Annotated in this window: 22 protein-coding genes; 8 read left to right on the top strand and 14 right to left on the bottom strand. The window is 47.3% G+C overall.

Annotated features, from left to right (window positions below):
- Positions 1-9 precede the first annotated feature (9 nt).
- The 5 genes from B5D50_RS14210 to B5D50_RS14230 are packed head-to-tail and all read right to left on the bottom strand — an operon-like array spanning position 10 to position 4,164.
- Complete coding sequence (locus B5D50_RS14210) at positions 10-657, bottom strand: LutC/YkgG family protein (protein ID WP_078923316.1); 648 nt, start codon at positions 655-657, stop codon at positions 10-12.
- Positions 650-2,065 carry a LutB/LldF family L-lactate oxidation iron-sulfur protein gene (locus tag B5D50_RS14215; RefSeq protein ID WP_078923317.1) on the bottom strand — a complete coding sequence of 472 codons (1,416 nt, stop codon included), beginning with the start codon at positions 2,063-2,065 and terminating at the stop codon, positions 650-652. The genes B5D50_RS14210 and B5D50_RS14215 overlap by 8 nt, the downstream gene beginning before the upstream one ends.
- Positions 2,062-2,829 (bottom strand): (Fe-S)-binding protein, encoded by a 768-nt coding sequence (locus B5D50_RS14220; RefSeq protein ID WP_078923318.1) that lies wholly within the window; start codon positions 2,827-2,829, stop codon positions 2,062-2,064. Before B5D50_RS14220 ends, B5D50_RS14215 begins: the two co-directional genes overlap by 4 nt.
- Positions 2,830-2,841: 12 nt before the next feature.
- Entirely contained in the window at positions 2,842-3,390 is a 549-nt protein-coding gene (locus B5D50_RS14225; RefSeq protein WP_078923319.1) for a thioesterase family protein, read from the bottom strand.
- 27 nt (positions 3,391-3,417) lie between these two features.
- Complete coding sequence (locus B5D50_RS14230) at positions 3,418-4,164, bottom strand: FCD domain-containing protein (protein WP_078923320.1); 747 nt, start codon at positions 4,162-4,164, stop codon at positions 3,418-3,420.
- A 182-nt stretch (positions 4,165-4,346) separates the two neighbouring features.
- Here B5D50_RS14230 and B5D50_RS14235 point away from each other — a divergent pair, with 182 nt between their 5' ends.
- Together B5D50_RS14235 and B5D50_RS14240 are read left to right on the top strand one after the other, a co-directional pair.
- Entirely contained in the window at positions 4,347-7,154 is a 2,808-nt protein-coding gene (locus B5D50_RS14235) for an FAD-binding and (Fe-S)-binding domain-containing protein (RefSeq protein WP_078923321.1), read from the top strand.
- A 33-nt stretch (positions 7,155-7,187) separates the two neighbouring features.
- Positions 7,188-8,378 (top strand): aspartyl protease family protein, encoded by a 1,191-nt coding sequence (locus tag B5D50_RS14240; RefSeq protein WP_078923322.1) that lies wholly within the window; start codon positions 7,188-7,190, stop codon positions 8,376-8,378.
- A gap of 12 nt (positions 8,379-8,390) precedes the next feature.
- Here the strand turns inward: B5D50_RS14240 and B5D50_RS20805 are convergent, their stop codons facing one another.
- Positions 8,391-8,876 carry an acyltransferase gene (locus tag B5D50_RS20805; protein ID WP_327193359.1) on the bottom strand — a complete coding sequence of 162 codons (486 nt, stop codon included), beginning with the start codon at positions 8,874-8,876 and terminating at the stop codon, positions 8,391-8,393.
- Positions 8,877-9,042: 166 nt separating this feature from the next.
- On the opposite strand from B5D50_RS20805, the gene B5D50_RS14250 reads away from it, so the two are divergent.
- The gene (locus B5D50_RS14250) at positions 9,043-10,221 is read left to right on the top strand and encodes a YbfB/YjiJ family MFS transporter (protein ID WP_078923324.1); all 1,179 of its coding nucleotides are present in this window, start codon (positions 9,043-9,045) and stop codon (positions 10,219-10,221) included.
- Here B5D50_RS14250 and murU read toward each other — a convergent pair.
- A complete protein-coding gene (murU, locus tag B5D50_RS14255) occupies positions 10,166-10,867 on the bottom strand; it encodes an N-acetylmuramate alpha-1-phosphate uridylyltransferase MurU (RefSeq protein ID WP_078923355.1) in 702 nt (233 codons plus the stop codon). The genes B5D50_RS14250 and murU overlap by 56 nt on opposite strands.
- Positions 10,868-10,879: 12 nt before the next feature.
- The gene (locus B5D50_RS14260) at positions 10,880-11,887 is read right to left on the bottom strand and encodes an aminoglycoside phosphotransferase family protein (protein WP_078923325.1); all 1,008 of its coding nucleotides are present in this window, start codon (positions 11,885-11,887) and stop codon (positions 10,880-10,882) included.
- Positions 11,888-11,992: 105 nt separating this feature from the next.
- On the opposite strand from B5D50_RS14260, the gene B5D50_RS14265 reads away from it, so the two are divergent.
- A complete protein-coding gene (locus tag B5D50_RS14265) occupies positions 11,993-12,490 on the top strand; it encodes a hypothetical protein (RefSeq protein WP_234975888.1) in 498 nt (165 codons plus the stop codon).
- Between the two features lie 25 nt (positions 12,491-12,515).
- Here the strand turns inward: B5D50_RS14265 and B5D50_RS14270 are convergent, their stop codons facing one another.
- The 5 genes from B5D50_RS14270 to B5D50_RS20170 all read right to left on the bottom strand — a co-directional run bounded on the left by B5D50_RS14270 (position 12,516) and on the right by B5D50_RS20170 (position 17,488).
- Positions 12,516-13,346 (bottom strand): phosphotransferase, encoded by an 831-nt coding sequence (locus B5D50_RS14270; RefSeq protein WP_078923326.1) that lies wholly within the window; start codon positions 13,344-13,346, stop codon positions 12,516-12,518.
- Between the two features lie 22 nt (positions 13,347-13,368).
- Complete coding sequence (locus B5D50_RS14275; RefSeq protein ID WP_078923327.1) at positions 13,369-14,535, bottom strand: Gfo/Idh/MocA family protein; 1,167 nt, start codon at positions 14,533-14,535, stop codon at positions 13,369-13,371.
- A gap of 232 nt (positions 14,536-14,767) precedes the next feature.
- A complete protein-coding gene (locus tag B5D50_RS14280) occupies positions 14,768-15,625 on the bottom strand; it encodes an SDR family oxidoreductase (RefSeq protein WP_078923328.1) in 858 nt (285 codons plus the stop codon).
- A gap of 99 nt (positions 15,626-15,724) precedes the next feature.
- Positions 15,725-16,774: a dihydroorotase gene (pyrC, locus tag B5D50_RS14285; RefSeq protein WP_078923329.1), complete on the bottom strand. Its 1,050-nt coding sequence runs from the start codon at positions 16,772-16,774 to the stop codon at positions 15,725-15,727.
- A 210-nt stretch (positions 16,775-16,984) separates the two neighbouring features.
- Complete coding sequence (locus B5D50_RS20170; protein WP_143594371.1) at positions 16,985-17,488, bottom strand: hypothetical protein; 504 nt, start codon at positions 17,486-17,488, stop codon at positions 16,985-16,987.
- Between the two features lie 195 nt (positions 17,489-17,683).
- On the opposite strand from B5D50_RS20170, the gene B5D50_RS14295 reads away from it, so the two are divergent.
- The 3 genes from B5D50_RS14295 (at position 17,684) to argS (ending at position 21,072) form a co-directional block, all read left to right on the top strand.
- Complete coding sequence (locus B5D50_RS14295; protein WP_078923331.1) at positions 17,684-17,959, top strand: helix-turn-helix transcriptional regulator; 276 nt, start codon at positions 17,684-17,686, stop codon at positions 17,957-17,959.
- 19 nt (positions 17,960-17,978) lie between these two features.
- On the top strand, positions 17,979-19,211 hold the full coding sequence (locus B5D50_RS14300; protein WP_078923332.1) for a type II toxin-antitoxin system HipA family toxin: 1,233 nt from the start codon (positions 17,979-17,981) through the stop codon (positions 19,209-19,211).
- Positions 19,212-19,353: 142 nt separating this feature from the next.
- Positions 19,354-21,072 (top strand): arginine--tRNA ligase, encoded by a 1,719-nt coding sequence (gene argS / locus B5D50_RS14305; protein ID WP_078923333.1) that lies wholly within the window; start codon positions 19,354-19,356, stop codon positions 21,070-21,072.
- Positions 21,073-21,134: 62 nt separating this feature from the next.
- Here argS and dacB read toward each other — a convergent pair whose 3' ends face one another.
- Complete coding sequence (gene dacB, locus B5D50_RS14310) at positions 21,135-22,853, bottom strand: D-alanyl-D-alanine carboxypeptidase/D-alanyl-D-alanine endopeptidase (RefSeq protein WP_078923357.1); 1,719 nt, start codon at positions 22,851-22,853, stop codon at positions 21,135-21,137.
- A 258-nt stretch (positions 22,854-23,111) separates the two neighbouring features.
- On the opposite strand from dacB, the gene B5D50_RS14315 reads away from it, so the two are divergent.
- Positions 23,112-23,516, top strand: a complete 405-nt coding sequence (locus B5D50_RS14315; protein WP_200807100.1) for a septal ring lytic transglycosylase RlpA family protein — start codon at positions 23,112-23,114, stop codon at positions 23,514-23,516.
- Positions 23,517-23,558: the final 42 nt, after the last annotated feature.

Genomic DNA, 23,558 nt, shown 5'->3' on the forward strand with positions numbered 1-23,558 from the left:
AGCTTGACTTCAAACCAACACCACCACCAACTCCTTCGGCCCATGTACTCCATACGCCAGTACCTGTGCAATATCTGCTGACCTTGAAGGCCCTGAAATCAAAACTGCATTGGTCGGCATGCCTTGCTCTGCCCAAGCTTGTTGCTGTACTGCTTCAGCAAAAGTGCTAAATAACTTATCAGTCTCCAAAATCGCAATATGAATAGGAGGGACGAGAGACAATAAACGCGGCTCATCACCATTCGGCCAAAGCATCAGTGTTCCGGTTTCGGCAATCCCACCTAAAGTCGAGGTTAAGCCTGCATCAACTTCATGAAATAACTCATGCTTCCAAGCTTCAATAGGGCGATCATAGTGTTTTAAAGTCGGAAAGCGTGTGGCATTTTGGCTAATCGCTTGCCCCCATTCCGTATTGGGGGAAAGTAATAGATGGTTTAAACCTTTGGCTTGGCAAATCTCAGCGAGCTTATCCAGCCAATGTTCACGATCCGATACATGCACTTCAGCACGTACTGCCTGCATACGCTCGGTAAAACGGCGAATGCGCTCTTCTTTGTCCCAAGCAAACCGACTTAAAGATTCACGAGCGCTCAGATCGACCACAGGGCGCTCAACAGCTGTAAGGCGCTGAAAAATACGGGTACGGGCGTTACTCATGATCGACTCCTAAGGCTTTAAGTTGTTGATGCAAAGTCTTGTCAGCCAGTTGGGGAGCAGTACGTACATTGGTCCAAGCACCCACCTTATTCGGGACTAAACCGCGCAATTGAGTAGCAACCGTGCCACCGAAGTTATACAGGCTCGGATGTGAGGCTGACCACGACCAACCTTGCCAAATCGCCGCTTCAAGGGGTTTCCGTTTAGTGCCTGCATCGAAAGTAGGGGTATGCTCAGTATCCTTGCGCACGCTGTCATAACGCAGTCGATTGATAATATTTGGAATCGGAATACGTACTGGACAAACCTCACCGCAAGCACCGCATAAACTGGAAGCTTGAATCAATTCGCCATGTACCTTTAAACCTTGTTTTTGTGGTTCTAAAATCGTCCCAATTGGCCCCGGATAGACCGTACCATAACTATGCCCACCAATACGCACATACACTGGGCAATGATTAATGCAGGCACCACAGCGAATACACCGCAAAGTCGCTAATAGCTCAGGGTCAGAATAAATATTGGAGCGCCCATTATCGAGTAACACCAGATGGACTTCGGTGGGACCGTCTTTTTCATCAGCTTGGCGTGGTCCTGAGATCATATTGAAATACGTCGTAATGGGCTGCCCAGTCGCAGAACGCGGCAAAATGCTCAGCAAGGGTGGAATATCGCTGAGCTTTTCCACCACTTTTTCAATACCTGTCACCGCAATATGCACGGGAGGTACCGTGGTAGACATACGGCCATTGCCTTCATTCTCGACTAAACACAGAGTTCCGGTTTCAGCGACTGCGAAATTTACACCGGATAAACCGACTGAAGCGGTATAAAACTTATCACGCAAAATGCGCCGTGCCGAAGCCGTCAATTCATCCACATTCTCGGTATAAGGAATATCAGGAAACTTGTCATGAAATAGCTGCGAAATCTGCTCTTTACTCTTATGAATCGCGGGCATAATGATATGCGAAGGTGTTTCGCCATCTAATTGAATAATGAATTCGCCCAAGTCCGATTCCAGCGCTTCAATCCCTTGTGCCTCCAGAAAATGGTTTAGCCCCATCTCCTCCGATACCATCGACTTACCCTTAATAATCGACTTAGCCTGATGCTTTTGCATAATGCTCAGCACGATTTGATTCGCTTCATCGGTGGTTTCTGCCCAATGTACCTGTACACCCTTGGCTGTGAGTTTGGCCTCGAGCTGCTCTAATAACTCAGGTAATTTACTCAAAGCATTTGCTCGAATGGCTTGAGCTTGGTGGCGTAGCGCTTGTAGGGCGGCATCATCTGGAAACTGATTGCGCCGATTGGTCATTAGAGTATCCATTGCCTTGCGGAAATGGGCGCGGACTTCAGTTTTGCCGAGCGCTTTTTGGACATCAATACGAAATTCAGTGCTCATGACTTCATCTCCTCAGCAGCTTGAGTGCGATCCCATAAAAATTCAGCAATATGCTGGGCTTTTGGAGCAGTTTTGCCTTCATGGTTGGCTTGATACGCAAATGCACCGCTAATATTCAGCAAACAACCGCAATCTTGACTGACTAATTGCGTCGCCCCCGTAGCACGAAGATGCAGAATTTTATCGGCAACCATTGCAGCGGAAATTTCGGGTTGTTTCACGGCAAAAGTACCGCCAAATCCACAACATTCCGCTTTATAAGCTTGCTCTTTGACCTCTACCTTAGACAATTGCCCAAGTAACTGCTCAATCTTATCCGCGACGCCCATTTCACGGCGAGCCGAACACGAGGTATGTACAGCAACGGCTACAGGCTCGCCGAAGTCTTTTAAGTCGACCTGTAAGACATCGACCAAGAACTCCGTGAACTCATAAACACGATTGGCCACCTGTAAGGCTTCAGCTTCGTCGGCTTCACCTTTGAATAATTCGGGATAATGTGTTTTCATCATCCCCGCACACGAACCAGAAGGAATCACAATCGGTAGGTCTTTTGGGAACAATTTAATTTGTGCACGTGCGACCTTGCGAGCCTCATCCCGATAACCCGAATTCCAAGCCGGTTGACCACAACAGGTTTGGGCTTGTGGATAGATGACTTTAACCCCTTCACGTTGCAAAAGCTGGACAGCGGATACGCCAGCTTGGGGATAAATGAGGTCGATCAGGCAAGTGCCGAAGAAATAAATAGTGTCAGGCTTCATAGTTTGAGCCTCCTAAACAGAACGAGTGGTTGGCGAATCTGGCCAAGGTCTTAAAGTATCTGCTGCAATCCATGCACTGACCCATTCGGGTAGCTCAGGCTGCCAATCGGTTTGGTTCATGACTTTTAAAATTGTCTGTGTGGGAAGGATTTTGCCTTGCTCAACCACAGCCGCCCGAATCAGCGCCGATGAATGCCAAACCTCACCAATTTGATGCGTTTGTAAAAAATAAAACCATTTATCATCATAGCCAAGTAAGCGGGTGTGTTGCTCATAGCGCTGAAAGGGTTTGAGGCGTTTGCGATATCGCACACTGCTGCCTGCAACCACAAACCCCCATTGATTACGCTTGACTTCCTTCCATAGACCCGTGCGTACCGAAAAGACAAAACGACCAATATCAAACAGGGTTAAATGCCGCCCATTATTCATTTCCAGAAAAATATCGCAGTCAGTAAAGAGGCTGACGCGCATCGGTACAATACAGGTTTCATGGAGCTGCAGGGGCGGCGCGTGGTGGGCTTTTTGTACTGCTAACCATAATCTGAAAATAGGAAACATCAGTTTAGCCTCGTTAGCTTCTTGGAGTTAGCGGGATAGATGCCGTAATGAGCGCTGTTTACGTGCCTCATCCGCATCTATCATTTTTAAAGAGTCCTCGACAAATACTAAATGAGCTTCAGCAGCTTGGCGGGCGCGTTCAGGGTCACTGGCTAATATGGCATCCATTAACTCACGATGTTGCTGGCTCAAGGGTTCAAACACCCGTGCTTGAGTGTAGAGCTTATCTAGATTATGCGAAATGCTATTTTGCAATAGATCAAATAGGCTACGCATGACATGCAACAAGACAAGATTGTGTGAGGCCTCGACAATCGCCAGGTGAAAAGTAGCATCCGCCCGCGCTTCATTCATAGGATCGAGACTGCCATGTAGTTGCATCATGTTTTCATAGCAAGCTTGAATACTGGCTTTATCTTCATCGGTCGAGCGTAGTGCAGCATACCAAGCGGCATTACCCTCTAAAGCATGACGAATTTCCAAGACATCAAAACGATACTCTGGGTTCTCACGAAATAGTGTCAACAGCGGATCAACAAAGCCGATGGGCTTGGTACTTAACACATAAGTACCACCACCGACCCGACTTTCCAACATACCTTTGCTAATTAATTGCTGAAGTGCTTCCCGCAAAGACGGCCGCGATACAGCTAACTGCGCGGCTAATTGACGCTCAGCGGGCAAGCGTGCCCCTAAAGCCCAATGCCCTTTGGCGAGTAGTTGCTCTAAATGCTCTGCGATTTGAACAGCTTTGCGTGGTTTGATGCTCGTCATATCGACTCAAAATTGGTAATACCAATTAAATATAAAACACTTTAACTATGCTATCAAGCTAAATTCACTTGCAAATAATGTATTATTGCTCAGATTTATGCTAAGTTGTATTTATAGCCCTAGTAATTGGTAATACCAATTACTAGGCTAGATGATTCTACCTGCTAGCACGGATATAGATTATGAGCACCGCCCATCAAGCCTTCTGCCAAGACCTTAAGCAGACCCTACCCGCTGAACGCATTTTGCAAGATGCGTTTCATCGCCTCACTGATGGGACAGATGCCAGTTTTTATCGCTTAATTCCTGAAGCTGTGGTCAAACTTAAGAATGAGGATGAGCTACAAACGGTCTTGAGTTTGGCGCGGCAACATCAAGTATCGCTAACCTTTCGTGCAGCCGGGACGAGTTTATCCGGCCAAGCCGTGACTGATTCCATCTTAGTGATGTTGGAGGGCAATAGTTGGCGTGAGTTTAAGATCCTGAATGAAGGCCAGCAGATTAGCTTGCAACCCGGCATTATTGGTTCACAAGCAAATCAATATCTCCTACCTTTTGGGCGCAAAATTGGCCCTGATCCTGCATCAATTAATACCTGTAAAATTGGCGGCATTGCTGCGAATAATGCATCTGGCATGTGCTGTGGCACTGCACAAAATAGTTATCATACCTTAAGTGGAATGCGTGTCATTTTAGCGAATGGGGTCGTGATTGATACCCGTACTGAGGCAGGCCGCCAAACGGCACTGAATACTCAACAGCCGCTCTTAAAAGCACTCAGTCAACTGGCTAGCGAAGTGCAAAATAATCCTGAGCTTAGTGCCAAAATCCGCCATAAGTTTCGTCTGAAAAACACCACGGGTTACAGTGTGAATGCACTGATTGACTACCACGACCCGCTAGAAATTCTCACCCATTTGATGATCGGTTCAGAAGGTACCTTGGGTTTTATTGCAGCCGTGCAATATCACACCGTCCCTGATTATCCAAATAAAGCCACTGCGCTAGTTTTTTTTCCGCAAGTAGAAGCAGCCTGTTTAGCCGTAACAGCGCTGAAGCCTGCCCCCGTCGATGCGGTGGAGTTAATTGATGGCGCAGGTTTGCGTTCAGTGCAAGCTAAAGCGGGGATGCCCGATAGGCTCAAAACTTTAAGTTTGGAGGCAGCTGCTTTATTGATTGATATTCGTGCACCGAACACTCTTGATTTGAGCAAGAAAATCGCCGAAGTCCAAGCTATTCTCGCCACCCAAACCTTGTTATTCCCTGCCGAATTTACTCAAGATCCAGTGCAATATGCGCAATTTTGGGGAGTACGCAAAGGTTTATTCCCTGCAGTGGGGGCAGTGCGTCCGGTGGGTACCACGGTCATTATTGAGGATGTTGCTTTCCCGATTGAGCAATTAGCGGCAGGTGTCCGTGAGTTGCAGGCACTGTTTGCTTATTACCATTATGATGAAGCCTTGATTTTTGGGCATGCCTTAGAAGGCAATCTGCATTTTGTGTTCACTCAAGATTTTAGTACGCAGGCAGAGGTTGACCGGTATGCGGGCTTTATGGAGGCGGTCGCGCAATTAGTCGCCGTAAAATACGGCGGCTCACTCAAAGCTGAGCACGGCACTGGGCGCAATATGGCACCTTTTGTAGAGTTGGAATGGGGGAGCGATGCGTATGAACTGATGTGGCGAATTAAAAACCTATTCGACCCCGAAAACCTACTAAATCCCGGGGTGATTTTGAATGCGGATCCAGCGATTCATCTCAAAAACCTCAAACCGATGCCCGCTACACATGAGTTAGTGGATCGTTGTATTGAATGCGGATTTTGTGAGCCAATTTGCCCTTCACGCCATCTAACCCTAACGCCACGCCAACGTATTGTCGCATGGCGTGAACATGCACGCCTGAAAACCAACCAGGCGACTGCGATTACTGCTTGGGATAATCAATTCGCCTATGAAGGTTTGGCAACCTGTGCCTTAGATGGGCTTTGTTCGACTCGTTGCCCAGTCGGAATTAATACCGGCGAATTAGTACGCGCCCTTAAAACGGCTCAACATGGCGCTACCGCAAAAAAAATCGGAGTCTACGCTCAAACCCATCTCGCCCCACTGACTGCCCTGACCCGCTTTGGCTTAAATGCAGCTGCTTTCAAAGGCAAAGTGTTGGGTAACGAAACTTTCTCGCGCTTAACCAAAGGCTTTAATCAACTCACCGGGGAGCGCTCACCGGTTTGGCATGATGCCATGCCACGCGGTGCAAACGCTGAAACCCCGCAGTCACAAGGCCAACATGGCAAAGCCGTTTATTTCACGGCCTGTGTGACACGGAGCATGGGGACAGCGGTGAGCGATTCTGAAACCCGCGATTTGCCCCAAGTCATGCAAAGCCTGATGCAAAAGGCGGGCTTTGAAATCATTATACCTAAAGCCGTCAGTGGTTTATGTTGCGGCTTACCGTTTGCCAGTCAAGGTTTGCCGGATAGTGCGAATGCGGCCATTCGTGAATTAGAAGCCGCACTGTGGGAAGCGAGCGAGCAGGGGCAATATCCGATTGTCTGTGACACAAGTCCTTGCACTTTGCGATTACTCGAGCGCTTAGAGAAACCAATGCTAGTATATGAAACTGCAGGCTTTATTAAAGAGTTTCTCGTGCCGCATTTAAAAATTGTCCCACAAGCTGAGCCGATTGCCCTACACATTACCTGTAGCGCTCGTAAAATGGGTTTGGATAAAACCTTACGCGAATTAGTCAAACTGTGCGCACCACAAGTCGTTGAGCCAGAAGAAGAAGGCTGCTGTGGCTTTGGTGGGGATAAAGGTTTTGTGACACCTGAATTAAATGCGGCCGCTTTAGCACGCTTAAAACAGCAATTACCCGCAAATTGTCATGAAGGTGTGAGTAATAGCCGTACTTGTGAAATCGGTTTAACCCTCCACAGTGGGCGGCAGTATCGGTCGGTGGCCTATTTGGTAGAGCGCTGCCTAGAGTAGCGCACCACCTGCTAAATGTTTTAACATGCCCACATGAAAACTATAAGCAGATCTTTTTTATTAAGGGCGTTGATTGGGCTGATTGGCTTGCTGTTATTAGCAGGCTGTAGTCGTTTGCCACATCCAAAAATTCCTGAGTTCCAAGCAGGCAATGTTAGCACGGTACCTATGCAGCTGTTGTATACAGGGGACTTAGGTGGTTTGCCCGCTGTGCCAGTGGTCATGGCAGGACGCAAAACTTGGTGGTTGGTCGATACTGGCTCTTCGCATAATCTTGTTTCCCCACAATTAGCTCGTGCCTTGCGTTTATCACCAGCCGCCAGTAGTGAAGTCTCTACGATTGCGGGTAAACAATTAACTGGCTATTACCGTTTACCTACGCTGCAAATTGGCGCTGTTGAGCTGGAAAATCAAAGTGCAGCGGCGGTGGCTCTAGATTTAGTCTCTGCTCGGGATGGCCTCGTCATAGATGGCGTTTTAGGAATGCCCGCTCTCAACCGTTTGATTGTCTCCTTGGATTTTGGTCGGCATACCGCGATTTTTTCTCAATATGTACCGAATTATCAGCAACCCCATAGCGTGATCCCTTTCCGCTTAGTCGGTGGTGTTCCAGTTGCCTCCTTAACTATTCTCAGCGGGCGCACGGGTGAATTTATTTTAGATACCGGTAATGCGGGCGGTTTGGTCATGTTTCCTGCTTATGCGCGCCGTGATTATCGGCAATCCCTAGCGTTTATTGAAATTGAGGATTTAGGGGGACGTGTACCGACGGGGTTAGCTTTATTGCACACGCTCAATCTAGGCTCTTGGCATACTCGCCAAGTTCCTGTTTCTTTGCCCATGCGTACTCAGGGTTTTCAGAGTTTAGCAGGGAGCGTTGGCAATGCTATTTTCACCGGGCAAACCCTGACCTTTGATTTCCCGAGTCAGCATTTATTATTAAGTGCTAATAGTGATGCCAATGCCTTACCCGGCCAGTTTGGTTTTTTACTGGCTGCGAATAATGTGATTGAAGTGGTTTTACCCAATAGCCCTGCCGCTCGGATGGGGATTCAAGTGGGGGATCATATTGTGGAGGTGAATGGTCAAAATACTCGGGACGCAAGTTCGCATCGTATCTGGCAGATCTTAGATGGGCAATTGCGGGCTGAGTTAAAACTAGCCCGAGTAGACAGTTTTTATGGTGTGAGTTTAGATCGCTCTTACTTTTTGCCTTCTTTCTAAGCGGCTAAGTGGCTAAGTCGCGTTGGCTAAATCAGAAGTCGGTGGCTTATCGACTAACTGATTTTCAGGGAGTAAACGTCCATAGGCTTTGGTGCGTATTCCTGAACGAATAATCTTCGCGGGATTGCCACCAATTAACGAATTAGAGGGAATATCTTTAGTGACTACACTGCCCGAAGCAATCACAACCTCATCCCCAATCGTTACCCCCGGCATAATAATCGAACCACAGCCGACGAAGCAGTTTTTGCCAATCCGCGTTTGAATATTATTATGTGCACCATAACGCTCAGTCGCCCAATCATGCGCAAGAATAATCACATTAAAAGCAATCACTGTATCTTGGTCGATAATAACACCTTTAGGATTGGTTTTATCCACATTCGATTTGAAGGAGATACGCACACTCGGATGCAGCTGCATCCCATACACTTTACGGAAATACCAAGTTCGTAGCCAGACCATCGCATGGCGAAAATCAACGAACCAGAGAAACATCCTGTTATTCATAAACCGTGGCTTCACAATAACTTCCTTAGGTTTTTACCTTGTTCTTAGTATCTTCTCGCGCAAAGTATAGGTCAGAAATCGCTAGAGCGTTGATAGGCTGGAATTTAATGATCAGCGTGTTAGGCTAGAGCGTTTTAAGTAGCGAATTTAGGTCATGGAAACTAGGGCATCCTTTAATCATCAGGAACGCTGGTCTATCGCAGTGGGTATGTTGGGTTTAATTACTGCCTTTGGTATTCCACGCTTTATCTATACACCCTTACTGCCTTTGATGCAGGCTGATCTAGGCTTTGGCGACGATTGGGCTGGGGTGTTAGCCGCTGTTAATTATATGGGTTATCTCTGTGGTGCGCTAGGCGCGATCTTCGTGCACTCGATAAATACCAAACGCTCGCTATTTAAAATTAGCATTCTGATAGCAGCAGTAACCAATATTGGGATGGGGCTAATTCAGCAAGATGCTGTTTGGCTGATACTACGCTTCTTCAGTGGCTTAGCCAGTGCAGGTGGTATGGTCTTAGGTTCAGGTTTGATGATCCTAGCGATTGCCCCCAAACATACGGCAACTGCTTTGGGGATTCATTTTTCAGGGGTTGGTTTAGGCTTAACTCTCGGTGCACTTTGGGTATTAGCCTTTAAAAACCTACAAACTTGGGAAGGTTTATGGATCAGCAGTGGCTTGCTGATTTTTGTTTTGGGCTTACCTGCTTTGCTATTTAATCAATGGTATTTGCATCCACAGAAAAAAGCAGCCCTTGCCTCTGCCTTACCTCAGCAGGCTTTTAAATGGCTGATTAGCTTAGTGGCACTGGCTTATTTTTGTGAAGGGATAGGCTATGTTATTAGTGCTACCTTTTTAGTCTCAATTTTACAGCAGCATACTGAGTTTCCGCATTTGGGAGATTATGCTTGGGTCGTAGTTGGGTTGGCAGCAACGCCTTCTTGTTGGGTTTGGGCGAAGATTGCGCAACGGACGGGAGAGTTTCCCGCTTTAATTGCCGCTTATGGCATCCAAGCCGTAGGGATTATCTTACCTGTATTGAGTGATTCCATCGCAGCAGCTTTATTAGGAGCTTTACTATTTGGTAGTACTTTTATGGGAATCGTCTCAATGGTTTTGGTGTATGGTGGACGTTTAGGTGGCTCTAAACCCACGCAATTGATGGGTATTCTCACCGCTTGTTTTGGTGTGGCACAGATTATAGGCCCTGCATTTGCAGGTTGGATGGCAGAGCAACAAGGTAATTTTAATTTGTCGTTGATTTTAGGTTGTGGGTTTACTTTGCTAGGGGCTGCGTTGATTTGGGCTGCTTGGCGAGTGCAACAGCGTTAAGATGTTGATCAAGTTCAGCTAAACGTTCCGGTGTACCGATGTCTAACCAAGTACCTTGATAATGCTCAGCACTGATTAAGTCTTGCGTGATGGCGGCGCGCAAGACTGGACCAAGTGCGCGTTTACCATAAGCTAAGCCTGCAAATAAATGGGGGTGATAATAACCAAGACCACTAAAAGTGAGCTTGTGTGCGCCTTCATTGCGCGCCCTCCCTGCTGCTAGGGCAAAATCGCCGTGGGGATGATGCTCTGGGTTATTCACGAGGATGAGGTGCGCTAAGCTTTGAGGAGCAAGCATTTTTGGTAAACAAGGATAATCACACCAAATATCCCCATTGACGACCAGAAAGCTTTCCGCACCGAGCCAAGGCAAGGCTTTCAGGATGCCGCCTGCGGTTTCTAAGGCCGATTCGGCTTGTTCGTCGGAGTAATGCAGCTTAACCCCCCAAGCTGAGCCATCCCCTAAAGCCTCGGGAATTTGCCAGCCTAACCAAGCAATATTAATAACAATCTCTTTAAAACCCGCAGCGGCTAATTTTTCTAAATGCCAAACGATCAGCGGTTTGCCACCTGCTTTGAGTAAGGGTTTAGGAGTAAAGTCGGTCAGTGGGCGCATTCTTGTGCCTAAACCGGCTGCTAGGATCATCGCTTTCATCGTTTAAGCAGGAATATCTACCGTACCGATACGCTCAGGAATGTGGGCTTGACGCATCCACTCAACAAGGCGACAGGTTTCGGGGTGCTGTGAGCCAATCGTGAGGATATAGCTTAAAGTCAAAGGTAAGTCTTTTAAGTAACTGGCTTTACCATCGCGGTGATTTAAGCGGGCAAAAATCCCCAGCACTTTCAAATGACGTTGTAAACCCATCAGATCAAACCAACGGAGGAAAGAAATTTCATCAATCGGCGGTAATACCCCTGCAGCAATAGCCTCTTTATGATAAGCCAGCGCCCAACGTTTAACTCGTTGTTGCGGCCAAACGACATAGCAGTCACGCAATAAGGACACTAGATCATAAGTAATCGGTCCCCAGACAGCATCCTGATAATCAATCACACCCAGTTTTTGTTCAGCCGCTAGCATTAAATTGCGTGAATGATAGTCCCGATGGACAAAAGCAATGGGTTGCTCTAAGACAGCAGTGATTAAGTTATTGAAAGTATGATCAATCAGCTTATAAGGAATGTCTTCAGCCGTAAAATTTAAGTGTTGTTGCAAAAACCATTCAGGCATTAAATCCAATTCACGGCGTAAGAATGCATGGCTGTATTCAGGTAGACCCTGAATCTCTGCTTGTTGCAGATGTAACAGTGTATCCATCGCGGTTTCGTATAAGGTATCTGCATTACTTGGGCTGAGTTCGTTTAACAGAAGGGTATTGCCGAAATCTTCTAGCAATAAAAAACCATCTAATAAGTTTTTTGCATAAATCACCGGAGCAGCCACGCCTGCATGATGCAGACGATCCGTAATATCTAAGAAAGGTGTACAGTTTTCTTTGTCTGGCGGAGCATCCATCGCAATGGCGGTTTGCTGATGATGCGTAACACGGAAATAGCGACGAAAACTAGCATCCGCAGAAGCAGGGGCTAATTGAGCACCTTGCCAATCAGCGAGGGTATTTATCCATTCGGTGAGTTGCTCTAGTCGTACATCCTGTATCATAACTTACCTTTTGACTGCCTGTCTTTTTGCTAGAAAAAACTATCATAGCATTAGAGGCTTGCTATAAATTGAATGATCAATAACCACCTAACTAAGGAGATCACTGTGGCTGATCCTGAAAGCCCTGAAGCAGTTATTGACGAACTGTGGCCCGCGCCTGAGTATTTTCACTACTTAGCGCGCTTGAAGCAAGCGATAGGTACTCCGGTGTTTATTGCCGAGATCAATATAACGGCCATTAATTTGGGGGTGAAATTATCAGCGACACCACTGACTTTATTAGCGATTGTCGATTTCCCCAAACCTGATCCATATAAGCAACTCTACCCTCATTTATTAATTTTTGAGGATGGTCGTGGGATCAATTTAGGACATCTTGCGCGCATTAGTTTACAGGCATTTAACCCAACCCCTGACGAGGTGTTGTATGCCAATCATACATTTAATCAAGCGATTTTGTTTGCACCGCGTAGCTTAAGTCGGGAGTCGATACGCGCTACCTCAACCGCTTTACTAGCTGAAATCTTTGGTGATCAGCCGGGGCGCTTATTGGAGTCGAGCTCATCAGCTTCCACCCTTCAGCAAGCTAAGTCTTTGAAATAAATAGCACTCACTACCATCTGATAGCTTAGCGGCCTGATTCACAACGTTGTAACCAATACGTGGTAATGGCTTGTTTCGCTGCCAGCTCTTGCGTCCCACGCTGGACATGCCAATCCCAACTCAAGAGCGCAAAACAGGCACAAAACCAAGCTAAATCGCAGAGGAGCATGGTAGGTGCGAATGCTTGTGCGTGAGTTTGATCCCAAGCCTGCTCGACGATTAGACTGGCATAATCCCATTCGGCGACCATCAGCCGTGCATAATCCCAATCAATCAGCCACCAACGCTGCCCATCATGCAGCCAATTGCCCGGATTGAGGTCGCTGTGCACCGGTTTGATGGGGTAGTTCGCATAACCCCGGTGGATAGCCAACTTAAGCAATTGCTGTGCTATTTGGCTAAGCTTTGGATCAGCTGAAGTGGCTAAGCGCTGTAACATCAGTAGGTTTGCCCCATCTAACTCGGTTTGCTCTGGTGAACGCCAAGCTAAATCACTAGAATGTAAACGCGCTAAAAGAGTCCGAATCTCAGCAAAATCATGCCGTTGAATGGTACGCCGCTCACCCACATCGGCTAGCCACATAAGGCCCATTTGATCATCAAAACCCAATAGCTCGGGGGCTAAATCCAATTCGACCGCATCTTGATGTAGGCTAATGACATGCTTTGGATATTGAGCCAATGGGCAAAGACCAGCTGCTAATTCGTGATTGGCGATACGAATCACTGAGCACTTTGGGTCTTGCGCCGCTTCCACGCGGAAAACATGGTTGGTGTAACCCGTGAGTGGAGTGAGGATACAAGAGCCGAGACCTTGTTGGTTTAACCAAGTCTGTACTTGTTGTTCTACATGCATCGGTAAAGCTCAAAAGCCCTCCTCAAAACTTCACCCACTTCGCGCCCTGATCCGCCGACTCAACACAAGCCTCCAACCAACGTACTCCATTCATTCCTGCTTGCACATCAGGATACCAAAGCGTGTCTAGCATCGCTTGATCAGCGCGCTCAAAGGCATCAATCGCCATCGCAAAGCGATGATATAAGTTCGCCCATGCTTCAAAGAAGCCTTCTGCATGTCCGCCACCAATCCGTGAGCAAATTGCGTCATTTTTCAATAAATAAGGCATGCCACGATCCAGCAATTGGGCTGGTTGACCTTGGATTTCATAGCGTAATTGATTGGGGTGCTCATCCCACCATTCGATACTCGCTTTCGAGCCGATCACGCGAATTTTCTGCTGATGCATAGAGCCAGCATTCACTGAGCTAGCCCAGAGTGTACCAACTGCACCGGTTTTGAACTTAAACATGACATGGGCATTGTCTTCAAGGGGGGCGCGGCTCTGAATAAAGCTTTGGCGCATGCAGCACAGTTCATCAACCTCAAGCCCTGTGAGCATTTCCATTAAATAATAGGTGTGTGTACCCAAATCACCGAGCACATACGTCGGCCCTGAAATCGCCGGATTCATACGCCATTTCGCGCCTGGGCTATGTTCCTCAATCGGAGCACTGTGGAAACCATGAGCAAATTGCATCGTGACGATACGGATATCACCCAGTAAACCCTGCTCAATCATCGCTCGTGCTTGATGTAACATCGGGAAGCCAGAATAACCATACATCACTGCAAAAAGCTTGTGGCGAGCTTTAGCTAAATCAGCAAGCTCCTGCGCTTCGGCACAAGTGAAAGTTAATGGCTTTTCGCAAATCACATGCAAACCTGCTTCAAGAGCGGCTTTGCTAATTGCATAGTGAGTACTATTCGGTGTGGCAATACTCACCGCTTGAATGCCATCATCCCGCTGCGCCTCTTGTGCAAACAAGCTTTGATAATCTGCATAGCAGCGTTCAGGATCAAGCCCTAAGTCGCGACCAAACTCTCGTCCACGTGCAGCATCAAGATCAAAGGCTCCGGCTGTTAAGGCAAAAAAACGGTCACGTGCTGCACTAGCACGATGCGCATAACCAATTTCACTACCACGCCCACCACCCACCATACCCCAACGAATCGGGGCGGCTAGATGGCTTTCTTCATTAAACATCGCTCATCCTTAGGCATGACATTTGTGTGCATGCTGCTGTAATAGTTGGAAAAATAGGTCAGCCGTGACTGACCCGTTCTAAAGCTTGCAGCAGTCAATGGCTGCATGCTTTGTGGCGCTAAACCATGCGGTATATCCGTATACGCTACCGCCGCCTGTCAAGTCAGCATCTAAACTTGGGCTACACAGTACAACAAACGCCGCTCTATCCAAGTTTGGAGCTGCCCTATTTTTAAACCTCAGGCCAGTTCATCGCCTTATCTGGCTGTGGAGTGCGCCCATCACCACAACCCAGCACCCCTTGATCGAAATCAATCACTGCACCCGTCATTAACCCCGACTCAGCTGAGGCCAAAAATGCGGCCGCCCGTGCGACTTCTTCGGGTTTAATTAAGCGCCCATTGGGTTCACGAGCCTCCACTGCGTCCAGCCAGTCGGCAGGAGCATGATGAAATTTAGACTGAATCGCATGCTCACCCGGACTATCCATCCAACCAATATTTAAGACATTGGCGCGAATTTTATTGCGCATCAGTGAGAAAGCGACGTTTTTGGTCATAGCAACCAAGGCAGCTTTAGACGCTGAATAAGCGGTTAAGAAGGATTGTCCACCGTGGGAGGACATAGTGCAGACATTGACTATCGTACCTTCGATGTTGTGCTCGACCATGTGACGTGCCGCCGTTTGCATAATGAAAAACGGCGCTTCGGCATTTACGGCAAATAAGCGGGTATAAGTGGCCGGATCGGTATTCAAAATCGAGCCACGATCGGTGCAGCCTGCACAATGCACCACACCCTGCAATTGCCCAAACGCTTGAATCGTATCACGGACACATTGAATCGCTTGCTCGCGTTGTGTGAGATCTGCTGGTACAAAAACAACTTTGCATTGAGCCGTAGTGAGTGCTTTAGCTAAAGCATGACCACGCTCGGCATTGCGTCCAATTAAAGCAATCCCAGCTGCACCGCGCTCAATGAATAAGCGGGCGGTAGTTTCACCTAAACCTTGGGTACCACCCGTGATTAGAAAGTTTTTGCCCACAAGTTGGCGACTGAAATCAGCGCCATATTCGGTGTTAATAGCCATGACTCTGCTCCTTATTTTTAATAAAGGCAGTATAAGCTAGTTACAAGGATTTGTTATATTTTTTACATTAAAATAAATAATAGAATTTTTATTCCAAATTTAGCTAACCACGGACCAATACAGATCCATCATAGGATCAAAGGCTTGTACTTCAGTGGTGCTTAATTTCAAGTTAGCTGGCAAAGCTTGTGGCTTAAGCTGGCGCTCTAAAACTAAGCGCTCGGTATTCACGGGTAAACCATAAAACGCAGCGCCATTCAAGGATACAAAGCCTTCAAATTTATCTAAGGCATTTTCCTGCTCAAACACTTGTGCGGTAATCGCTAAAGCATTGGCTACATTGAAGATACCTGCACAGCCACAAGCGGTTTCTTTGGCATGCACGGGATGCGGTGCGGAGTCTGTGCCAAGGAAAAAGCGTGGGTCACCACAGGTCGCGGCTGCCCGTAACGCTAAACGATGCCTTTCACGTTTCGCAACCGGTAAACAATAATAATGGGGTTTGATTCCACCGACCAGCATGGCATTACGATTGATGACTAAATGATGTGGTGTCAAGGTAGCCGCCGTATGCGTCGCACAAGACAACACATAATCGACCCCTTCTTGGGTAGTCAGATGCTCAAACACAATATTTAACTGTGGGAAGCGGACACGAAGCGGCATCAATTTAGTTTCAATAAAGACTGCTTCACGATCAAAAATATCAACCTGTGGATCAACGACTTCACCATGCACGAGGAAGGGCATGCCGATTTCTTGCATGACTTCGAGCACTGGATAGATTTTTTCCAAATCTTTGACACCCGCTGCGGAGTTAGTGGTTGCACCAGCGGGGTAAAGTTTGACCGCCGTGATCACCCCTGATTCAAAACCTGCTTTGACATCAGCGGCTTCAGTCGTTTCGGTCATATATAAGGTCATTAAGGGCTGAAAGCTGCTATTCGGGGGCAGAATTGCCAAAATGCTGTCCCGATAGGCCAGTGCATCCGCAGTATGTACCACTGGCGGTTGTAGATTCGGCATCACAATAGCTCGCCCGAAATGCGCTGCAGTATAAGGCAGTACTTGTTCTAACATTTCACCCTGGCGTAGGTGTACATGCCAATCATCAGGCATAGCGATGTCTAAGCGAGTCAGGTGGGTCATGAGCAGCTCCGCAAATAAAATAAGCGTGCCGATTTTAGCAAAAGATCACTAAACTCTAGAGTGGTTTTATCTGGGTTTTTGCTAAAGACCTTAGCCGTAAGAGGGTGCTTAGAGCGATGTGCTCAGAAGCCCTCTAAAAAGCAAGGGTGCCAACCGAGGCTGACACCCTTGCTAGGGAAAGCGAATGAGGAGGAGGAGGAGAGTATTCGCTTATTGAACGGTAGCTGGTGCTGGAGCTGCTACTGCTGGAGCAGTAACTTGTGGTTGAGCAGCTGGTGCAGCAGCTTGTGGCATTGGCATCATTGGTGCTTGATAAGAAGCCATTGGGCCATAAGGATAACCACCGTTAGAAGCGGTATTTGTCCAGCCATTGCCATTACCGTAAGTGTTGCCCCAACCATTGCCATTACCTGTTAAGTAGCCATTGGTGTCTGCATCGCCTTTGCCAGCCATGTCAGTATTCATATCTGACTTGCCTTTGCCTTTGAAAGTGATTTGGAATTCCACTTCGCCATCAGCATTGCCTTTGCCACTGCCCCAACCGTCTACATTACCTTTGCCAGTACCCCAGCCATTGCCATTACCTGTGGTATAAGCGGTGCCATTACCTGCGGCAGAACCGTTGCCATTGCCCATGCCATTGTCAAAAAACTCAGCAGAAGCAGCGCCAGATAAAGCGATTAAACTAGCGAAAACGATGGTTTGTAATTTCATGATCAAATCTCCTAACAGAATGTCTGTGTGTTTAGCTTTAAGTTGAGATAATCATAATATTAGAATTTACTAATGTAAAGAGTTCAGAAAATAAATAACTAATACCTACCCATCAGAGATATAAAAACCGTCAGTTAATGCATCCTATACAATGCATTTCTGGCAAACTAACTAAAAATGCACTATATAGAATGCATGAACTTAGAAGATCTGGGAAAGGCCCTTCAACAGGCACGCAAACAAAAACAATGGACGCAGGCAGAGGTCGCTAGACAGCTAGGGATGAGTCGCGCCACCGTCTCTGCCCTAGAAAATGGAACAGTGAACGAAATTGGTATCCGTAAAGTGATGGCTGTCTGTTCTTTATTGGGATTGGAGCTACACGTTGCCACTCGTCAAAGCAAACGCCCGCATTTACATACCCTCGTCTCAGAAGCCGAGCAGCGAAAACGTGATAAAGAACCAAAATAACGCAAAATAAGGAAGCAAGATGAGCGAACAGCAATTGGCTATTTTTGCAGGCAAAGATCCAGTGGGTGTCTTAGGGCGCAGTGAGTTACAAGCGCGTACTTATCTTTTTAATTATCTGCCAACGGCTGAAGAGCCTCAGGCTATTTCTTTGACCATGCCGATTTTGCCTGACCAATACCATTTCCAGCAGGGTGTACATCCTATTTTCCAAATGAATTTGCCCGAGGGCGAGTTGCGCGAAATGTTGCGCAATAGTTTCCAAAAAACGGTGCAAAATTTTGATGATTTAAGCCTATTGGCGATTGTTGGACACTCCCAAATTGGGCGAGTGCGGATTGCTGAAATGGGGGAGCAGCCACGCGAGTTACCTCTGCAAAGTGTGCAAGATCTACAGACTTATGCGGGCAGTGAAGATTTATTCATGAGCTTGCTGCAACGCTTTGGGCGTTATTCGGGTATTTCTGGCGTGCAACCGAAAGTTTTAATCCGCGACCAGGCGACCGTAGCCACCGCCCTGCAAGAGTTGGAGCAAATCAGTTATAAGGATTCGACGCATATTGTTAAAGCTTGGAATCCAGAGCGCTTCCCACAATTAGCAGCGAACGAGTATTTTTGTCTAAAAGCGGCGCACTATGCAGGTTTAGAAGTACCTGAATTTGAATTAGCCGCACAAGGGCGCTTATTAATCGTTAAGCGCTTTGATTTAGATGGTAAGGGCGGCTATCTAGGCTTTGAAGATTTCTGTGTGCTCAATGGTTTGGCTACGGATGATAAATATGTGGGTAGCTATCAAGATCTTGCCTTGCGTATTCGCCAATTTGTCTCGCCCCATCGTGTACATGATGCTTTAGAGCAGTTCTTTTTATCCTTAGCCTTAACTTGTACCGTCGGCAATGGTGATGCACATTTGAAAAATTTTGGGGTCATTTATGCTAACCCTGAAACAGAGGTTAGCCTCGCACCAGCGTATGATATTGTTTCCACCACGCCTTATATTCCAAATGATAGCCTTGCTTTATTGCTTGGTAACAGTAAGCAATTTCCAACACGACTCGAATTGATCAGTTTTGCGCGACGGTTTTGTAGCTTAACAGAACGCCGCACGAATCAATTGCTCGATTGGGTCGTTCACGGAGTGGAGAGTGCTTTGCCTGAGTTGATCGCTTATCAGAAAGAACATGCCGAGTTTGTACAGCTTGGTGAACGTATGCAGGCCGTTTGGCAGCGAGGTTTGGCTAGTTTGCGAAGCTAGGAGCGATCGCTAGCAACCCTATCAGTTTCTCTATAGGAGCGAGCTAGTTTTTGAGTGCACGCGATTAGGCAAGGCTTATCGCCTCTAAACGCCATTCAAGCTACAATAAGCGTCCTTTTCCTCTTATTTTGAAAACCGCCTTATGAATATTCGTCAGCTGCTCGATCAACGTTTAACGGCTGCTTTACAAGCCGCAGGAGCGCCCGTGGCTAGCTCTGCAATTATTAAGCCCTCTACCCGCCCAGAGTTTGGTGATTATCAAGCTAATGGAGTGATGGCAGCGGCGAAGCAGTTGAAAATGAATCCGCGTGAGTTAGCAGCTAAAGTTTTAGAGCAGACTGACTTAAGCGATATAGCTGAGCAAGTCGAGATTGCAGGCCCTGGATTTCTAAATATTCACTTGAAAACTGACTGGCTAGCAGCAGCCCTACCCACGAATACTCAACTGGATGCTGTCGAGCCACAGACGATTGTTGTCGATTATTCCAGTCCAAATCTAGCCAAGGAAATGCATGTTGGCCATTTACGCTCCACTATTATTGGTGATGCGGTGGTGCGCGTACTGGAGTTTCAAGGGCATCATGTCATTCGCCAAAATCATGTGGGCGATTGGGGTACACAATTCGGTATGTTGCTGGCTCATCTGGCCGATTTACAAGCCCAAGGCGGTGAATTGTCGATGCAGTTGGCTGATTTGGAAGCTTTCTATCGGGAGTCTAAGCAACGTTTTGACGCTGATCCCGCCTTTGCCGAGCGTTCGCGTGAGTATGTGGTCAAACTACAATCAGGCGATCCCGAGTGTTTAGCACTTTGGCAGCAGTTTATTAATATTTCTCTGCATCATTGTGAGGTCGCATATCAAGAGCTAGGTGTGTCACTGACTCGTCAGGATGTAATGGCTGAAAGTGCTTACAACGATGATCTGGCCAAGGTGGTGAGTGATCTGCAAGCGGCTGGTTTACTGACAGAGAGTGAGGGCGCTCAATGTGCTTTCATGGATGAGTTTAAGAATAAAGATGGTTCAATCACACCTTTGATTATTCAAAAGACCGGGGGCGGCTATTTATATGCAACCACTGATTTAGCCGCAATTCGCTATCGGAGTCGGGTGTTGCAGGCTGATCGAGTCCTATATTTTGTCGATGTACGTCAGTCACTGCATTTCCAACAAGTGTATACCTTGGCACGGAAGGCTGGCTTTGCTCCAGCTAGTATGTCTTTAGAGCATATGGCGTTCGGAACAATGTTGGGCGAGGATGGCAAGCCCTTCAAAACGCGCACAGGTGGCACCGTCAAACTGGCAGATTTATTAGCTGAAGCGCAAGAGCGTGCTTATCAATTAGTCAGTGCGAAAAATCCAGAATTAGCTGAAGCCGAGCGTCGTGAAATCGCTCATATTGTTGGCATAGGGGCAGTGAAATATTCGGATTTATCGAAAAATCGTACCTCGGATTATGTATTTAGCTGGGAGCTGATGCTCAGCTTTGAGGGGAATACAGCCCCTTATTTGCAATATGCTTATGCGCGGATTCAAAGTATTTTTCGAAAAGCCGGCAACCTTGAGCAGGGGCAGTCTAGTATTCAACTGCTTGAGTCCAGCGAGCGGGCTTTAGGTTTGAAGCTATTGCAATTTAATGAAATTATCGACAGTGTTGGACGCGAAGGTCAACCCCATCATCTGTGCAACTACCTCTATGAACTAGCGGGGCATTTCATGGCCTTCTATGAGGCTTGCCCGATCCTGCGAGAGGATGTCCCGACGGAAATCCGCGCAAGTCGGTTGCAATTGGCGCAATTAACGGCGGATACCTTGGAGACAGGTTTAAGTCTATTAGGTATTGGGGTCTTGGAGCGAATGTAAGCAATCATGGAGTCGTTGGCAAGAGTCAGTGGTTTTGGCTCTTGCCAACTATTCAAGCAAGCCTAATAGCCGAAGCTACGCGAACCGGCAAATACCCATTCAATCAGATCATCATGCGCACCCCGTACCGAAGCACGTGCACGGGGATCATTATGCAAAATCGAGACCACATAGGTTTGCCCATCAGCGGCTTGCAAATATCCCGCGATGGCACGGACATCGCGTAAAGTTCCGGTTTTGAAACGCCCACGTCCCGCAAGGCTCGAGTTTTTCATCCGATTTTTTAGTGTACCATCTACACCTAATACCGCCATTGAACTCATTAAATCATTGCGATAAGGGCTATTATAGGCATCTACTAACATTTCACCCATGTGGCGCGGAGTAATTTGCTCAATTCTGCTTAAACCAGAACCATTTTCTAAGCGTAACTCAGGAAAAGCCAAGCCGCGTGATTCTAACCATTGCCCGATGGCTTGCGCCCCTTTTTGCGGTGTCCCCGGAGCACCTAATTGCTTAGCGCCCACGGATAATAGAATTTGGCGCGCCATGACGTTATTACTGTCTTTATTGACTTCAACGATAATTTCACGCAAAGGGCGGGAACGATGGGTATACACCAATTGTGCTGATGCGGGTGTGCCAGCGCGAGCGAAGCTACCCTGCATTTGCCCACCCATTTCGCCGACCCAAATCTTCCAGAAGCTGCCGAATAGATTAACATTTAAGGCTTGGCGTGCTTGGGCGCTACTCGGCATCACTGGGCAGATTTTTTGGATCTTGCCTTTTAAATCTTTGAACTCATAGCAACTGCCCCGCTCTTGATAGAGAATAGCTTCGGGTTGCGCATTATACGCAGCGTTTGCATTGCCATCAAAAGCGCCGGGGTCTTGATAAGGCACATTAAAAAAGCCCGTATCCGCCACTAAATTCCCTTTGATATTGTTAATGCCCCGCGCTCGCAGCGCTTGGAGCATTTGCCGAAAATCCGTTTCTGCAAATTGTGGATTGCCGTAGCCGCGAATAATCACATCACCATACAAGGTGCCGCCAGTCACATTGCCATTTGTGTAAATTTCGGTAGGCCAACGATAATCAGGGCCAAGAATACCTAAAGCTGCATAGGTAGTGACCAACTTCATAGTAGAAGCTGGCGTTTGCGGGTTATCTGCATTGGCTGTAAGCAAAGCGGGTTGACCACCTCCGGCTAAACGGACATAAGCCCCCATCCCTGCTTCAGACACACCACTGGCGCGCAGACTACCCGCAACTTGATCCGGTAAGCGTGTAAAGCGCCCAGGGCCGGTATACATACGCCCAGCAGCAAACTGGGCCACCGGACGACTGTCTTGACGCGCATACGTATTCAGTGCAGGTGGCGTACTAAACTGTTGTTGGACACGCTCCATGCGCTGACGTTGCTGAGCACGTAAGTCACGGGAGCGCTGTTGCATCGCTAATTGCTGTTGACGGGCATTTTCCGCTTCCTGCTCACGTTCCCGCCGTTGCTCTGCCAGCCGTTGCAACGCCGCTTCTTGGCGTTGGGCTTCTTGAGCTTGTTGTGCTTGTTGTGCCCGTTGTTGTTCTTGCCAACGCAATTGCTGGTTATAACGTTGTGCATTGACTTGCTGCTGCTGTTGTTGAGCAACATAACGCTGCGCGGGTGGAGCTGAAGTTAAATCTTCGGCTGCCGGAATAATAGGACGTGGCGCAGGTGCAGTTCCACAGGCACTCAACAGCGCTGAGCAAACAGCAATGACACTGAGACGTAAAGTTAGCATGTAAATAAATCCCCCGATCGTTTCCATCATGCTCGGTTTAAGGGTCTTAGGTTAGAAGCTGCTAATTAAAAAAACAAGCTTCGTTACGGATTAAGGCTGCGCAATATGCTTAGGTCTAAATAAATAGCCCCTGAACGTATTAATTAAATAAGGATTTAGCGGCCGTTGTATTAATACCACTGCGAAAATACAACAATCAATTTTAAAAACTTATGGTATTTTCGCCCGAAAGTAACAACTTATTAGGGGATACATAATATGAAGCAAGCTTTCGTCTCCATGTTAGGGGCGCTACTCATTCTGATGTGTACAACCAGCGAAGCAGCGACTAAACACTCGATTGCTACGAATAAACCATCAGCCGCTAAGGTTGGTATTGTTGGAATGGCTTCATTTTATGCCAAAAAATTTCACGGCCGTTTTACCGCCAGCGGCCAACGTTATGATAATAATGGTTTCACAGCAGCGCATGGTCGCTTACCTTTTGGCACTAAGTTGAAAGTGACTAATTTACGCAATAAGCGCTCAGTCGTGGTCACGGTGAATGACCGAGGTGGCTTTCATGCCTATGGTCGAATTATTGATTTATCGCGGGCGGCGGCTAAAGAGCTAGGTATGATTAGCCGAGGTACTGCTAAAGTGAAATTAGAAATCCTAAAGTAGTGCTAAAATAAACCATTTAGTCTCTTGCGGATACTCAGGTTT

The sequence above is a fragment of the Thiothrix eikelboomii genome (genome assembly GCF_900167255.1).
Lineage (GTDB): Bacteria > Pseudomonadota > Gammaproteobacteria > Thiotrichales > Thiotrichaceae > Thiolinea > Thiolinea eikelboomii.